This is a genomic window from Methylophilus sp. (assembly GCF_052437885.1).
Taxonomy (GTDB): domain Bacteria; phylum Pseudomonadota; class Gammaproteobacteria; order Burkholderiales; family Methylophilaceae; genus Methylophilus.
Genome location: NZ_JBQVPB010000002.1, coordinates 191,487 through 205,160 on the forward strand (window position 1 = coordinate 191,487; position 13,674 = coordinate 205,160).

Genomic DNA, 13,674 nt, shown 5'->3' on the forward strand with positions numbered 1-13,674 from the left:
GAGTGCTAGGAAAAAGTGTGTTCCATGACGCATTTTACTTAGTCGCATTTTTTACTTTCTATGGCATTTCTGAGGCACTGAACATGATTTATTTAATCAGCGGATCGATAGCAGGATTTCTGTTCGTATATCTGGTGTATGCACTTATCAAAGCGGAGCATTTTTAACATGACTGCAGACGGATTTATGCAACTGGGCTTGTACATGCTGGTATTGGTGCTACTGACCAAACCAGTGGGATTCCTGATCTATAAAGTGATGGAAACACCGTGGGCCACTCACTGTCAGTGGCTAGGCGCCCCGGAGCGCCTGATCTATCGCTGGGCCGGTATCACACCGCAACAGCAGATGGACTGGAAGACCTATGCCTGGGCATTGCTGGCTTTTAATATCAGCGGCTTGGTATTTCTGTTCTTGTTACAACTGGTGCAGTTCTGGCTGCCACTAAACCCTGAGCAACTCGCCAATATCTCTGTCGATTCCGCATTCAATACCGCGGTCAGTTTTGTCACCAACACCAACTGGCAAGGCTATGCCGGTGAATCGACCATGAGCTATTTCACGCAGATGCTGGGTCTGAGCGTGCAGAACTTTGTGTCTGCTGCTACCGGCATCGCCGTGGTGATGGCCTTGATCCGTGGCTTTGCCCGCCACTCCAGCAGCGGCCTGGGCAACTTCTGGGTAGACCTGACGCGCAGCACACTGTATCTGTTGCTGCCTGGTTCACTGTTATTAGCCACCCTGTTCATGCAACAAGGGGTGATACAGAATCTCAACCCTTATGTGGATGCACACACCCTGGAAACCACCAGCTATTCAGTCGCGGCACAAAATACACAAGGCCAGCCGCCAGTCACCAGCGCCAGCACGCAAACCCAGCATATCCCTATGGGTGCGGTGGCTTCGCAAGAGGCGATCAAAATGCTGGGCACCAATGGCGGTGGTTACTTTAACGCCAACTCTGCGCACCCGTTTGAGAACCCCACTCCGTTGACCAACTTTTTGCAGATGCTGGCTATTTTCCTGATCCCGGCGGCGCTGTGTTATGCCTTCGGTCTGATGGTGGGTGACCGCAGGCAAGGCTGGGCGATATTCAGCGCGATGGCGCTATTGTTCGTCGTCCTGGCCACGGTCGTCATATGGGCAGAGCAAGCCGGTAATCCCATGCTGTCGCATCTGGGTGCAGATACCTCTGCATCGGCCTTGCAAGCTGGCGGCAATATGGAAGGCAAGGAAACACGCTTTGGTATCAACAGTTCAGCATTGTTCGCGACGATCACCACAGCCGCTTCTTGTGGCGCAGTCAATGCCATGCACGATTCACTCACCCCGATTGGCGGCATGATCCCGCTGTGGCTGATGCAGCTGGGTGAAGTGGTGTTTGGCGGCGTAGGTTCCGGCTTGTATACCATGCTGATCTACGCCGTGATCGCGGTTTTCGTGGCCGGCCTGATGATAGGCCGCACACCAGAATACCTGGGTAAAAAAATAGAGATCTTCGAGATGAAGATGTCAGCGCTGATCATCCTGGTCACGCCAGTGCTGGTGCTGGCCGGTACGGCTATTTCTGTGCTGCTCGCACCAGGCCTGGCAGGCATCGCCAACCCCGGCGCGCATGGCCTGAGTGAGATTTTGTATGCTTATTCGTCCGCAGCCAACAATAACGGTAGTGCGTTTGCCGGCTTATCGGCCAACACTCCTTTCTATAACTACATGCTATCAGCGGCCATGTGCTTAGGACGCTTCGGCATCATTATCCCGATACTGGCGATTGCCGGCTCGCTGGCAGGCAAAAAGAGAATCACGGCTGGCTTGGGTACTTTACCTACCCATGGCCCGCTGTTTATAGGCTTGCTGATAGCGACTGTCATTTTAGTCGCTGCCCTGACCTATATCCCGGCATTGGCGCTGGGGCCAGGCATAGAGCATCTGTTGATGACGGCCGCACCCCGGATGTAAAGCTAACAGAAGATTATTGGAGAGTATTCATGGTGAAAAGATCAATGGCCGCTTTACTGCCGCTGGACCAGTTTAAAGCTGCTTTCATTCAATCCCTTATGCGCCTGGCACCGCAGGCACAATGGCGTAACCCGGTGATGTTTGTGGTGTATCTGGGCAGCATACTGACCTTGCTATTGTTTGCTTATGCCTGTGTCGTGCAGGGCGCAGAATCTGTCAAGTTCATAGGCATGATCACGTTGTGGCTGTGGTCTACCGTGGTGTTTGCCAACTTTTCCGAGGCGATCGCCGAAGGCAGGAGCAAGGCGCAGGCGGCCAGTTTGCGCAGCTCTAAAAAGAACGTGCCTGCCAAGAAATTAAACGGCCCCACCAGATCAGCCAGCATCAGTGTGGCTGACAGCCTTTCGCTGCGTAAAGGCGATATCGTGCTGGTTGAAGCAGGCGACGTGATCCCGGCGGACGGTGAAGTGATAGAAGGCATAGCCTCTGTCAACGAGGCGGCCATTACTGGAGAATCTGCGCCTGTGATCCGCGAGTCTGGCGGGGATTTCAGCGCTGTCACCGGCGGTACACAGGTGTTGTCGGACTGGATAGTCGTGCGCATCACCGCCAATCCGGGCGAAGCATTTCTGGACCGTATGATCGCCATGGTGGAAGGCGCAAAACGCCAGAAAACGCCTAACGAGATCGCGCTCACCATTTTGCTGGTGTCACTGACTCTCGTATTTCTGCTGGCCACTGTCACCCTGCTGCCGTTCTCTATCTTCAGCGTCAATGTCAGCGGTGCAGGCGAGCCAGTCTCTGTCGTGGTGCTGGTCGCGCTACTGGTGTGCCTGATCCCGACCACCATTGCCGGATTGCTGTCTGCCATAGGCGTGGCTGGCATGAGCCGCATGATGCAGGCCAATGTGATCGCGGTTTCCGGCAGAGCGGTGGAAGCCGCCGGCGATGTGGATGTGCTGCTGCTGGACAAAACCGGCACCATCACCCTGGGTAATCGTCAGGCTTCTGCCTTCTACCCGGTCACGGGTATCAGCGAGGAAGCGCTGGCCGATGTGGCGCAATTGTCGTCGCTGGCGGACGAGACCCCGGAAGGCCGTAGCATAGTGGTGCTGGCAAAAAACAGATTCTCCATCCGCGAGCGCGACATGCGATCGCTAGGTGCGGTGTTCGTGCCTTTCTCGGCGCATAGCAAAATGAGCGGCATCAACTTGCAGCACAGAGTCATACGCAAGGGCGCAGCCAGTGCCATCCGGCAACACATACAGAGCCTGGGCGGCATCTTCCCCGAAGAACTCAATCGCATTGTCGATGATATCTCCAGGCGCGGCAGTACCCCGCTGGTGGTCGCGGATGAAGCCAGGGTACTTGGCGCCATCGAACTGAAAGACATCGTTAAAGGTGGCATCAAAGAGCGCTTTGCCGAATTGCGCAATATGGGCATCAAAACCATCATGATCACCGGCGACAACCGGCTCACTGCCGCCTCTATCGCTGCCGAAGCAGGGGTGGATGATTTTCTGGCAGAGGCGACGCCGGAAGCCAAGCTGAGTCTGATCCGCTCGTATCAGGCAGAGGGCAAACTGGTGGCCATGACTGGTGATGGCACCAACGATGCCCCTGCTTTGGCGCAGGCCGATGTGGCGGTGGCCATGAACACCGGCACCCAGGCGGCCAAAGAAGCCGGCAATATGGTGGACCTGGATTCCAACCCGACCAAGCTGATAGAGATCGTGGAGATAGGCAAGCAGATGCTGATGACACGCGGCTCGCTGACGACCTTCAGCATAGCCAACGATATCGCCAAGTACTTCGCCATCATTCCGGCTGCGTTCGCCAGCACTTATCCGGCACTGGCGGCATTGAATATCATGCAGCTGGCGACACCGCAGTCGGCCATCCTGTCAGCTGTGATCTTTAATGCCCTGATCATTATTGTGCTGATCCCGCTGGCGCTCAAAGGCGTGGCCTACCGCGCGATAGGCGCTGCGGCATTATTGCGGCGCAATATGCTGGTCTATGGCCTGGGCGGCATAGTGGTGCCGTTCATAGGCATCAAACTGATAGATCTGATTTTGGTGGCACTGGGCCTGGTCTGACCAGGCACCCATTAAGACATAGAAAAGAGGCAATATATGAAACAGATTCTACGCGCATCACTAGTCATGTTTATGTGCCTGACAGTGATCACCGGGGTGTTGTATCCTTTACTGGTGACTGGCATAGGCAACAGCCTGTTCCCCGCCCAGGTCGCCGGCTCGCTGATCAAAAAACAAGGTGTAGTGATAGGCTCTGCATTGATAGGACAGGACTTCCATAGCCCGCACTATTTCTGGGGGCGCCCGTCTGCGACTAGCCCATATCCGAATAACGCCGCGGCCTCTGCTGGCTCTAACCTGGGGCCACTGAACCCGGCGCTGGCGGATGCGGTAGTCGCCAGATACCAGCAATATCAGACGGCAGACAGTGCGCCACAGTCGGTGCCGGTGGAGTTGCTAACCGCTTCGGCCAGCGGCCTGGACCCTGACATCAGCCCTGCTGCAGCGCTGTACCAGGTGGCTAGAGTCGCTGCAGCCAGGCATATGGATAGCGCGCAGTTAAAAACCCTGATCGCCAACAACACCATTCCGCGGCAGTTTGGCGTGTTGGGAGAGCCACGCTTGAATGTGCTAGGCCTGAACCTGGCGCTGGATGAAATGGCCAGCAGGCAAAAATAGGCGCTGACCATAGCAGACTGTGTATGCGGCAGACAGCGGCGCAAAGCGTGTCGCCCAAGATTATTCTTGCCCTGGCAAATGACTGCCTATATTGTCTTAAACAGCAACATTATTGTGAGCAGAATCGATATTGAATGAGCTTATCCACGCCACGGCCTGACCCTGACCAGCTGCTGATGCAGTTGCATCTGGAAGATAAGAAAAGCCTGCGCGGCAAGCTGAAAGTGTTTTTTGGCAGCTCGGCAGGGGTAGGCAAAACGTATGCGATGTTACAGGCCGCGCATGCGCTGATGCGCGAACACGTGCATGTGCTGGTAGGTGTGATTGAAACGCATGGCCGCGCCGAGACTGAATCCATGCTGCAAGGCCTGACTGTGCTGCCGCTCAGACAGATCACCTACCGGGATAAGACGCTGACAGAGTTCGATATCGATGCCGCGCTGAAATTACACCCCAGTGTGATCCTGGTCGACGAGCTGGCGCATTCCAATGTAGAAGGTTGCCGGCACAAAAAACGCTGGCAGGACGTGGAAGAATTACTTTCTTCCGGCATCGACGTTTACACCACGGTGAACGTGCAGCATATAGAAAGCCTGAATGATATCGTGGCCCAGATCACTGGTATCAAAGTGCACGAAACCATACCCGACCGCGTGTTTGACCTGGCCGACGAAGTATTACTGGTCGATCTGCCGCCTGAAGCACTGTTGCAGCGGCTGCAGGAGGGCAGAGTGTATATCGCGGAACAGGCAGAAAAAGCGACCAGCCATTTTTTCCGCAAGGGTAATCTGATCGCGCTGCGCGAGCTGGCCCTGCGCAGAACCGCCGACCGTGTCGATGCCCAGATGCAGGAATACCGCCAGCATCAGTCTATACACCAGGTGTGGCAGACCCACGAACGGATACTGGTGGGCATAGGCCCGGGCAGGGGTTCCGAGAACCTGATACGCACGGCCGCCAGGCTGGCCTATAGCCTCAAGGCAGAATGGCTGGCGGTGTTTATTGAAACACCGGCCGCCCATGAGATGGGTGTGGAACAGCGCAAGCAGGTGACCGAGCTATTGCGCCTGGCGCAAAGCCTGGGTGCCACCACTGCCAACCTGAATGGCGATTCTGTCACCGACACCCTGCTGCAATATGCGCTAGGCCACAATGTATCGCGCATTGTGCTAGGCAAGCCGACGCGGTCGCTGCTGGCGCGGGTGTTTCACCCCAGTGTCAGTGACCAGATCGCCAGCATGAAAAGCGATATCGATGTGCATATCGTGATGAAAAGCCAGAACCCGGCCAGCAAGGCAAAAAAACCAGCGCTGGCTGCCGGTGAGCTTTCATCGCACTTTAGCCGGCAAAAGCAGCGCGGCTATTTGTGGGCCCTGATCATCAGCGCCATCACCTCTGCGGTGGCCAGTATGTTGCTGCCATATTTTGAGCTGGCCAATATCATCATGCTGTATCTGCTGGGGGTGATGCTGATCTCCATGCGCTATGGCAAAGGCCCTGGCATAGTCGCCTCCCTGCTCAGCGTCTCTACCTTTGATTTCTTTTTTGTGCCGCCGCGTTTTTCATTCACGGTGTCTGATACGCAATATGTGATGACGTTCGCCATCATGCTGTCAGTGGCACTGGTGATCAGCAACCTGACGGCTATTTTAAGAAGGCAGGCCCTGATGGCCAGTGCGCGTGAAAAGCGCAGCTTTGCCTTGTATGAGATAGGCAAGGAGCTCGCTTCGGCCATGACGACTACACATATCGTCGAGGTCAGCATCCACCATGTTTCAAGAATGTTTGATTCCAGTGTCGCCATTCTGGCGCCGGGAGCGGATGAGCAGTTGCAAGTGGTGCATATGTCAGGCACGCGTAAATACCTGGATCTTCCCGCTGCGCAACTGGAAGGCGTGGATATAGGCATCGCACAATGGACTTATGATCACCAGCAGCAGGCTGGCCTAGGCACAGACACCCTGCCTTCAAGCAAGATACTGTATATCCCGCTGAAAGCGCCCATGCGCACCCGCGGCGTGCTGGCCATCTTGCCGGAGAATATTCAGGATATCCTGCTGCCCGAGCAACGGCAGCTGCTGGATACTTTTGCCGCGCAGATAGGGCTGGCGCTGGAGCGTAAACATTATGTGGAGGTGGCCAGGGACGCCCTGATCTCCATGGAAACTGAGCACCTGCGTAACTCCTTGCTCAGTGCTATCTCGCACGACCTGCGCACACCGCTGACCAGCATCATAGGCAGCACCAGCCAACTGAAAGACAGCCTCAAGCCAGGCTCGGCCGAGTATGAACTAGTGACGGCCCTGCATGAGCAGGCTTACCGCATGCAAAGCCTGGTGCTCAATTTGCTGGATATGGCCAGGCTGCAGTCCGGCACGGTCAAACTCAACAGCGACTGGCAGGTGCTGGAAGAGATCGTCGGCTCGGCCATCAATGGCTTGCGCATGGTGTTGCAGCAGCATCACATCATCGTCAGGCCCATGGAAGCTATCCCGCTGTTATTTGTGGATGCGGTGTTGATAGAACGTGTGTTGAGTAACTTGCTGGATAATGCCTGTAAATACAGTGCGGCTGGTTCCAGGATCATGATCGCTGCCAATTGCGATAACAGCCAGGTGTTCGTGTCGGTGGCCGATGAAGGCCAGGGCCTGCCGCCAGGCATGCAAGACAGTATTTTCCAGAAATTTACCCGCGGGCGCAGTGAATCGGCTACCCCCGGTGTCGGCCTGGGCCTGTCAATCTGCAAGTCCATCATAGAGGCACATGGCGGCAGTATCTGGGCAGAGAAAAACCAGGAAAAAGGAGCCACTTTTATGTTTAGCCTGCCGCTCAAACCACAGCCCCTGCCACACCCACCGATAGATGAACTGGAAACCTGACCATGAGTGAAAGCGCAAAATTCTGTATCGTGGTGGTGGAGGATGAGGAGCAGATACGCCGGCTGATCTCCATGATACTGGAAGCCGAGGACTTTATCGTCTACACCGCTGACAGCGGCAAGCGCGGCCTGATCGAGGTCGGCACCCGCAAGCCCGATATCGCCATCATAGACCTGGGGCTGCCAGATATGGACGGTGTAGACCTGATCCAGGATATCCGCGTCTGGGGCAGCCTGCCTATCATAGTGCTCTCAGCCAGGACTAACGAGGTGGAGAAGGTGCGCGCGCTTGATGCCGGCGCGGATGACTATATCACCAAGCCATTCGGCTCGGCCGAGCTATTAGCCAGGGTAAGGGCGCATTTAAGAAGGCGCGACAGCAACCCTAACGCGCAGCAAAGCCAGATCACCTTCGGCGAAGTCAAAGTAGACTTTATCAAACGCCAGGTTTTCCGTAATGAAGTGCCGGTATCACTGACGCCTTTAGAATACCGCCTGTTAACCGCCCTGTTGAGATCGGCCGGCTGTGTACTCACGCAACGCGCCTTGCTGAATGAAGTATGGGGCCCCTCCTACGTCGAACATGCGCATTACTTGCGCATCTATATGGGCCACCTGCGTAACAAGCTGGAACGTGACCCGGCGCAACCGCGGCACCTGATCACCGAGATCGCGGTAGGCTACAGGATAGTGCTGGAGCCTTAAGCCTGGCTGGAAAAAGCCGGACTGGATGATGGTTGCCTGCACAAGAGCATCATTTACAAGCTGGTGATCCACTGCACCACTTGCTTGAACTCTTCGTCGCTTAGCTTGCCGGCATTAGGTGGCATGGGTAACACGCCCCAGGTGCCACGCCCGCCGGTCTTGATCTTTTCGATCAGCGTCGCTTGTATATCCTGGTCTTTATATTTGGCAGAGACATCCTTGAAGGCCGGGCCGACTTTACGTGAATCGACATTATGGCAGGCCATACAGCCAGCTTTGTCAGCCAGTGCAGCGCCATCTGCCAGTGCTTCTTGCGCCGTAAAACCAAGCGTGGCAGCAACCAGCAGCGCCGCCATGCACTGTGAGATGCGGGCAAATGAATGTAGTGATTGGGTACGCATATTGAATCCTGTGAATATGTGAGTGATTGCAGTGATGGGATTTTAATTGCCGCCGAGGAAGATCAATGGCAAGAATCGGCAGTAGCGAGAAGCGCGGATAGTAAAAAACGGCAAGACTATAAAAGCTGATCAGTCCTGGCTAATAACGGGGATACCTTTAAAGGTGGTGGCTTTTTTCAGATTCAGGCTCATGGATAACGCGCCGCTAGCGCATTGGTCCAGGCAAGCACCGCAGCGTGTGCAATCGCCATTGGTCACATAGTCCGCTTTTTTGGCAACTACTGGCGCAAGCACATGCGGCTCGGGACAGACTTTGATACACGCTGAGCAGCCATTACATGCCCCGGCTGTTGTCGCTTTGACGCGTAGTTTGCCATAGTGACCGAGTACTGAATAAAACGCGCCTACCGGGCATAAATGGCTGCACCAGCCTCTACGGGTGACAAAGATATCGAACAGGAAAATACTGGCCAATACCAGCATGCCAGCCCGGGAGCTCCACATCAGTTCGCGTTGCAGCATGGTGATGGGGTTCACTGCCTCCCACGCCAAAGTACCGCCTATCAATGACAGGATAAGTGACAGGGCCAATATTGAGACACGGATATCTTTGGAGAGGGTGAAATTGTTTTTGATGTTCAATTTCTGGCGTATCCAGTAAGACAAATCCGTCAGCAAGTTTATCGGGCACACCCAGCTGCAATAAATGCGGCCACCAAACAACGCATATACACCGGCCACGATCAGCATGCCTATCAATGCGCTTTTACCTAAGGGTGCGCCTGCCAGTAGGGATTGCAACCAGATATAGGGGTCGGTTAAACCTATACCGAACCAGACACTGGAGGATAAATTACCCTGCGCAAAATAGCCGCCCTCAGGCAGCTCCACTGCAAATGCCAGAATGATGAGTATCTGCAACACTCGCCGGCTGAAAAGCCAGCGATTGCGATAGAGCATGGCATGCAAACGGCGCATCATGGATGTCTGCTTACCAGCGCCCCACCGATTGCGCACCCGACACACCCAGGCCCAGCTCACGTGGCAGGACACGGATCGCCGCTTCAGATAACACGCAGTGTTTCTCACAGGTGCCGCAACCAGTGCATTTGGTGCTATCCACAGTGGGGATCTGCAATAACCCGCGCTCATTTTTAATCGGCTTTAACGAGATCGCCTCACCAATGACAGGGCACACGCGCACACAGATACTGCAGGTCAGGCCTTTGTAATTAAGACAGGTCTCATGTCCTACCAGCACCGCCACGCCCATATCGGCTTTTTTGATATCTGTCAGTAAAGGGCTCAATGCGCCGGTCGGGCATGCGCGTGCGCAAGGGATATCCGTGCACATGCGGCAAGGGTCATCGCGGCCGACAAAATAAGGGGTGCCAGTGGGTGCCGGATCGCTCCAGGTCGCCAGGTGCAAAATGTCATACGGGCAGGCTTCAACACATAAGCCACAGCGAATACAGGCTGCATTGAATTCCAGCTCTGGTAACGCGCCTGGCGGCCTTAATACAGTGGCCGCACGTGCCGGGCGTGACTCCAGAATGGCCTTGCCAAATACCGTGATCACGGTGGCAGCGCCTAACTTGCGGAATACCTTGCGTAAGACTTTACGTCTTTCAGGTTCGGCTATTTCTGCTGGTACAGATATTTTGTCTGCCATTGAAAATCTCCTGGTTGCTAAGACCTGTTGAAACAATTGAAGACGCTGAAACCGAGGAAGAAACATTAGCCACATTAACGAACAGTCTTGCGCGTATGATAGGGTGTATCCAGCATTGCAGCAGATACTCTCCCTGAGCATCGCTGGGCACCATCCAGCTCACCGTGGTGCCCGGTGTTTGTACGCCCAGGTTCACCATGGAACCATCCGGGTAGGTCACGTAAATACTATGCGAAATGTCAGAGCGGTTAATGATCAACACCTGGTCGCCCGGCTTGGGAACAAAAGCGATAGGCGCAAACTCATGGTCTGACAGAGTCATGGTATGCGCGACAGTATTGCCGTGCTTTACACTGGCACAGCTGACCAGAAATAAGGCGGCTCCCATCAGCACAACGTACAACACTACCCACGCCGACAAGGTGCGGGTTAAGCCTGAAAATATTGAACGACGTTTTCTCATCTATTGCTAACCATCCATCAGCCTGCTATTGCGGCATTGCCGGTGCCTGAATATTCAAGGCACCGCCATCCAGACTTTTAATAAACGCGATCAGGTCATTTTCTTCCAGCGCTGATAACTCAAACTGGCGCATATCTTTGGAAAGGCTGGGGCGCTGTATCGCCTCACTCTTGTAATGCCTGATCACTGTCTTCAGGTTATGCATGGAACCGTCATGCATATACGGGCCTTCTATCGATAAATCGCGCAATGACGGTGTTTTAAAGGCATATTGCATCAAGGTGATCCCGGCTGGCACTTTAGCACCACGGCCCGGGTCATTGCCTGATAAACCAATGTCGTGAAAGCTGTCATCTGTGAAACGCCATGAGCTATGGCAGGCCACACAATTGGCTTTATCCTTGTCATTAAACAAGGCAAAACCACGTTTGGCATCCTCGCCTATCGCCTGTTCATCTCCGTTGACCCATAGATCAAACGGCGCTTGATTAGAAACCAGCGTGCGCTGAAAGCTTGCCAGGGCCTGCGTCACTCTTTCCTGATTGATGGACGCATCAGCAAACGCTTGCAGAAACAGCGGCCTGTAACCCTGGATCTGGTTTAAACGACTCACCAGACTGGCAAGATCAAAATTCATTTCGTGTGCAGTGGTGATAGGCAGTACTGCCTGCGCTTCGAGTGAGCTGGCTCTGCCATCCCACATCAGCGCGCTTAACCAGGCACTATTTAATACGCTAGGTGTGCGGCGGGCATTTTTCACGCCGTCGGCCAGCAAAGGGAGGGCGCGTGCATCACTCCAGCGCTTATCCGGTGCGTGACAAGTCGCACAAGCCATCTCCCCCGACCTGGAAAGGCGCACATCGAAAAACAGGGTTTTACCCAGCGCGGCTTTTTCTAATGTCAGGGGATTGGACAGGGGCGCCGGTATACTGTCCGGCCGCTTGAATTTTTCCCTGACAGGAAGTTCAGCGGCACAGACAGTAGCCATCGCCATCAGCGTGCTTGCGATTAGAACCAGGCATCTAAACAACATACTGATTTTTCTTCTACAACTAGACTGTTTGCTTATCAGCAATCAGCTTGCTTTACCAACGATAGGTGAAATGGTGCAGTGATAGGTCATTGCATCATTATCAGCACCGAAACACCACACGATGTCGTTGTTGAACTCTGGACGGTAAACCGGCAACTCACCTTGTGTGTTCACGCAGTTACAACGGCCGCAAGTTTGTTTACCACAGCAATCGCGGTAAGCGATCAGGTAAGTCTGCTGATCACCAGGGTTAAAGCAACTGGCCACCCAGGAACTTGGAGACAAGCTGCTGCCTGGCGGGCAAGAAGTCAAGGTACCGCCGCAGCAGTCACACAAGTTGCCGTCTATCGTACAATGGCGCCAGTAGTCACACGCCCTGGGATCTTTATCCTGTGGTTTAAAACCAGCTCTGGTCAGGTTACCCGTTGTTGCCGCCTGCACTTCACCACCCAAACGGGAGCGGCGATCTACCGGCAGCAGCGGTAATAAAGTTGAACCAGCGATAAAGGCGCCCAGGCGGCCAATAAAACTACGTCTTCCTGTCTTGCTGGCCGTACCACGTGCCAGCTTCTCAATTTTTGAGTCAAACCCAGTGTTGTTTTTCATTTCGATTACTCTCTCCGTATTGATCGCGAATAGGTGATTAATGCACTTTGTTCGCGGTTACTTTTTTGAATTTGGTCGCGGTGGAATCATCTTTAAGATAATTCTGCAACGTTGAGTGACCATGACGAATGGTTTCAAACAGGCTCTCTACATGCTCTCTGGTGTTGCACAGCCCTTTTGCCAGAATCTTGCCATCCTGATCCAGCAGCACGCCGTAAGGCACTTTGGAAACCTGGTAACGCATACCGATTTCTGCGGAAACAACATACAGCTCGCCATCTAATGGATGGTCTTGCAGGAACTGGCGATGCTCAGCCTGGGTACCATCACTGATCAGCACCACATCGGTTTCCTCAATGCCGGCTACTGAGCGGATGATAGGCAACAGCTTCTGGCAGATAGGGCATGACGGGCCGGTAAACATCAGTAAGCTAGGACGGCCCGGGGTGATAGAACGGCCAACCATGACAGACTCACCATCAAAGGTATTTGCATTAAAGACTGGTGAACGCTCGCCGACATCAGGTCCGTTATCAATCATCATTGCACCTAATGGCGCAGATCTTTCATGCAGTAAACCGATCTGACGGATGACTCCCAGCATTAACGCGGCCAGTGCCAAAAAAGAACCCCATAACAGTACATTTGAAGCAATCAAGATTCCGTTACTCATTTGTATTTCCTTTATAAATATCTAAATTGTTTTTTGCAGTTGGAAAACCAACGATCATGTCAGCGCCCAGATAGAGCAAAGACAGCATGACCGCCGATACCAGGCCGATCAGGCCAGTTTCAAGCGTGATGCCAGTTGCTTGCAGTGGCACAGCGACCGCATACAGGCTGACTCCAGACAGCGCCAGTGCGCGCAAGACATGGAACATGCCTATACGGCTCATGCTGGTCGGACGTCTGACGCAACCGCAATCAATATGCGTACGTCCCCTGCCGACATTGATGGCGATCGCAATCGCAAACATCATGAACAAGCCAGCAGCTACGCTGGCAGCGACCGGGCGCAGTGCAGGCACCAGCAAGGCGATTGCGCAGCCCAGTTCCACCCATGGCAATAACTTTGCAAAGGGTGCAACCAGAAAGCCAGGCAACAGTTTGTAGTTCGCCACCACGCCCAGGAACTCATCCTGGCTGCGAAGCTTGGGAATTGCTGCCGCTGCGAGGATCAACGCCAGAAACAGTGACGCAAATATCGCAACCGTAGGATCATTCAGCATAGCGTCCATAG

General features: G+C 54.2%; 13 protein-coding genes. 5 read left to right on the forward strand and 8 right to left on the reverse strand.

What is annotated here, in order from left to right; genetic code table 11:
• The first annotated feature begins 168 nt into the window (after positions 1–168).
• The 5 genes from kdpA (at position 169) to ACT6RZ_RS02755 (ending at position 8,259) form a co-directional block, all read left to right on the forward strand.
• A complete protein-coding gene (kdpA, locus tag ACT6RZ_RS02735) occupies positions 169–1,959 on the forward strand; it encodes a potassium-transporting ATPase subunit KdpA (RefSeq protein WP_444700660.1) in 1,791 nt (596 codons plus the stop codon).
• Between the two features lie 44 nt (positions 1,960–2,003).
• On the forward strand, positions 2,004–4,058 hold the full coding sequence (kdpB, locus tag ACT6RZ_RS02740) for a potassium-transporting ATPase subunit KdpB (RefSeq protein WP_444700776.1): 2,055 nt from the start codon (positions 2,004–2,006) through the stop codon (positions 4,056–4,058).
• Between the two features lie 36 nt (positions 4,059–4,094).
• Complete coding sequence (kdpC, locus tag ACT6RZ_RS02745; RefSeq protein WP_444700661.1) at positions 4,095–4,676, forward strand: potassium-transporting ATPase subunit KdpC; 582 nt, start codon at positions 4,095–4,097, stop codon at positions 4,674–4,676.
• A 134-nt stretch (positions 4,677–4,810) separates the two neighbouring features.
• A complete protein-coding gene (locus ACT6RZ_RS02750; protein ID WP_444700662.1) occupies positions 4,811–7,555 on the forward strand; it encodes a DUF4118 domain-containing protein in 2,745 nt (914 codons plus the stop codon).
• A gap of 2 nt (positions 7,556–7,557) precedes the next feature.
• A complete protein-coding gene (locus ACT6RZ_RS02755; protein WP_444700663.1) occupies positions 7,558–8,259 on the forward strand; it encodes a response regulator in 702 nt (233 codons plus the stop codon).
• Between the two features lie 53 nt (positions 8,260–8,312).
• Here ACT6RZ_RS02755 and ACT6RZ_RS02760 read toward each other — a convergent pair whose 3' ends face one another.
• The 8 genes from ACT6RZ_RS02760 to ACT6RZ_RS02795 form a co-directional block, all read right to left on the reverse strand.
• Positions 8,313–8,660 carry a c-type cytochrome gene (locus ACT6RZ_RS02760; RefSeq protein WP_444700664.1) on the reverse strand — a complete coding sequence of 116 codons (348 nt, stop codon included), beginning with the start codon at positions 8,658–8,660 and terminating at the stop codon, positions 8,313–8,315.
• Between the two features lie 129 nt (positions 8,661–8,789).
• Positions 8,790–9,641 (reverse strand): quinol dehydrogenase ferredoxin subunit NapH, encoded by an 852-nt coding sequence (gene napH / locus ACT6RZ_RS02765; protein WP_444700665.1) that lies wholly within the window; start codon positions 9,639–9,641, stop codon positions 8,790–8,792.
• Positions 9,642–9,651: 10 nt separating this feature from the next.
• A complete protein-coding gene (gene napG / locus ACT6RZ_RS02770) occupies positions 9,652–10,332 on the reverse strand; it encodes a ferredoxin-type protein NapG (protein WP_444700666.1) in 681 nt (226 codons plus the stop codon).
• Positions 10,289–10,795, reverse strand: coding sequence for a methylamine utilization protein (locus ACT6RZ_RS02775; protein WP_444700667.1), 507 nt, complete (start codon positions 10,793–10,795; stop codon positions 10,289–10,291). Before ACT6RZ_RS02775 ends, napG begins: the two co-directional genes overlap by 44 nt.
• 25 nt (positions 10,796–10,820) lie before the next feature.
• Positions 10,821–11,789, reverse strand: a complete 969-nt coding sequence (gene mauG, locus ACT6RZ_RS02780) for a tryptophan tryptophylquinone biosynthesis enzyme MauG (protein WP_444700668.1) — start codon at positions 11,787–11,789, stop codon at positions 10,821–10,823.
• A gap of 81 nt (positions 11,790–11,870) precedes the next feature.
• Positions 11,871–12,434, reverse strand: coding sequence for a methylamine dehydrogenase (amicyanin) small subunit (gene mauA / locus ACT6RZ_RS02785; RefSeq protein ID WP_442585502.1), 564 nt, complete (start codon positions 12,432–12,434; stop codon positions 11,871–11,873).
• 37 nt (positions 12,435–12,471) lie between these two features.
• Positions 12,472–13,107, reverse strand: coding sequence for a methylamine dehydrogenase accessory protein MauD (gene mauD / locus ACT6RZ_RS02790; protein WP_442585501.1), 636 nt, complete (start codon positions 13,105–13,107; stop codon positions 12,472–12,474).
• Positions 13,100–13,672: a MauE/DoxX family redox-associated membrane protein gene (locus ACT6RZ_RS02795; RefSeq protein ID WP_444700669.1), complete on the reverse strand. Its 573-nt coding sequence runs from the start codon at positions 13,670–13,672 to the stop codon at positions 13,100–13,102. Before ACT6RZ_RS02795 ends, mauD begins: the two co-directional genes overlap by 8 nt.
• Between the last annotated feature and the right edge of the window lie 2 nt (positions 13,673–13,674).

Coding starts and splice junctions, on each gene's coding strand:
- mauD (WP_442585501.1), bottom strand. CDS start 13,107: ATGAGTAACGGAATCTTGATTGCTTCAAATGTACTGTTATGGGGTTCT.
- ACT6RZ_RS02755 (WP_444700663.1), top strand. CDS start 7,558: ATGAGTGAAAGCGCAAAATTCTGTATCGTGGTGGTGGAGGATGAGGAG.
- ACT6RZ_RS02775 (WP_444700667.1), bottom strand. CDS start 10,795: ATGAGAAAACGTCGTTCAATATTTTCAGGCTTAACCCGCACCTTGTCG.
- kdpB (WP_444700776.1), top strand. CDS start 2,004: ATGGCCGCTTTACTGCCGCTGGACCAGTTTAAAGCTGCTTTCATTCAA.
- ACT6RZ_RS02750 (WP_444700662.1), top strand. CDS start 4,811: ATGAGCTTATCCACGCCACGGCCTGACCCTGACCAGCTGCTGATGCAG.
- napH (WP_444700665.1), bottom strand. CDS start 9,641: ATGATGCGCCGTTTGCATGCCATGCTCTATCGCAATCGCTGGCTTTTC.
- ACT6RZ_RS02760 (WP_444700664.1), bottom strand. CDS start 8,660: ATGCGTACCCAATCACTACATTCATTTGCCCGCATCTCACAGTGCATG.
- ACT6RZ_RS02795 (WP_444700669.1), bottom strand. CDS start 13,672: ATGGACGCTATGCTGAATGATCCTACGGTTGCGATATTTGCGTCACTG.
- kdpA (WP_444700660.1), top strand. CDS start 169: ATGACTGCAGACGGATTTATGCAACTGGGCTTGTACATGCTGGTATTG.
- mauG (WP_444700668.1), bottom strand. CDS start 11,789: ATGGCGATGGCTACTGTCTGTGCCGCTGAACTTCCTGTCAGGGAAAAA.
- kdpC (WP_444700661.1), top strand. CDS start 4,095: ATGAAACAGATTCTACGCGCATCACTAGTCATGTTTATGTGCCTGACA.
- napG (WP_444700666.1), bottom strand. CDS start 10,332: ATGGCAGACAAAATATCTGTACCAGCAGAAATAGCCGAACCTGAAAGA.
- mauA (WP_442585502.1), bottom strand. CDS start 12,434: ATGAAAAACAACACTGGGTTTGACTCAAAAATTGAGAAGCTGGCACGT.